The 286-nt window shown below is 69.9% G+C and carries 1 protein-coding gene; it reads right to left on the reverse strand.

All coding sequences use genetic code 11. The features are described 5' to 3' along the window. Window positions 1-16: 16 nt before the first annotated feature. The coding region (locus tag Q7A36_RS41330; RefSeq protein ID WP_305109558.1) for an IS4 family transposase at window positions 17-286 on the reverse strand (270 nt) is incomplete at its 5' end.

The following is a 286-nucleotide window of genomic DNA, read 5'->3' on the forward strand; positions in this document are numbered from 1 at the left end:
CTTGACGTTACCCACATCATGTTTCGCTCCTGGGTCCTACCAGCTCGGCGCCGAGCAGCATCAGGACCAGGCGCCGAGCGCCGAGCCACAGTGTCTGCCATCCAGGCTCGCCGTCGCCACGACGGGCCAGAAAGCCGCCAAGGCGGGCAACACCGCGGTGAAAGCCGCGCCGCGTGACGAGGTCTTCGCGCGGCACGCCGAGGGCGCTGGCCAGCAGCGCGATGGCGACAGGGTCCTCGTCGGCCGGTGCATCGGGATCGCGCCTTGCCTCGGCGCGGAGTTGCAA

Source organism: Paracraurococcus lichenis (assembly GCF_030657435.1).
Lineage (GTDB): Bacteria > Pseudomonadota > Alphaproteobacteria > Acetobacterales > Acetobacteraceae > Paracraurococcus > Paracraurococcus lichenis.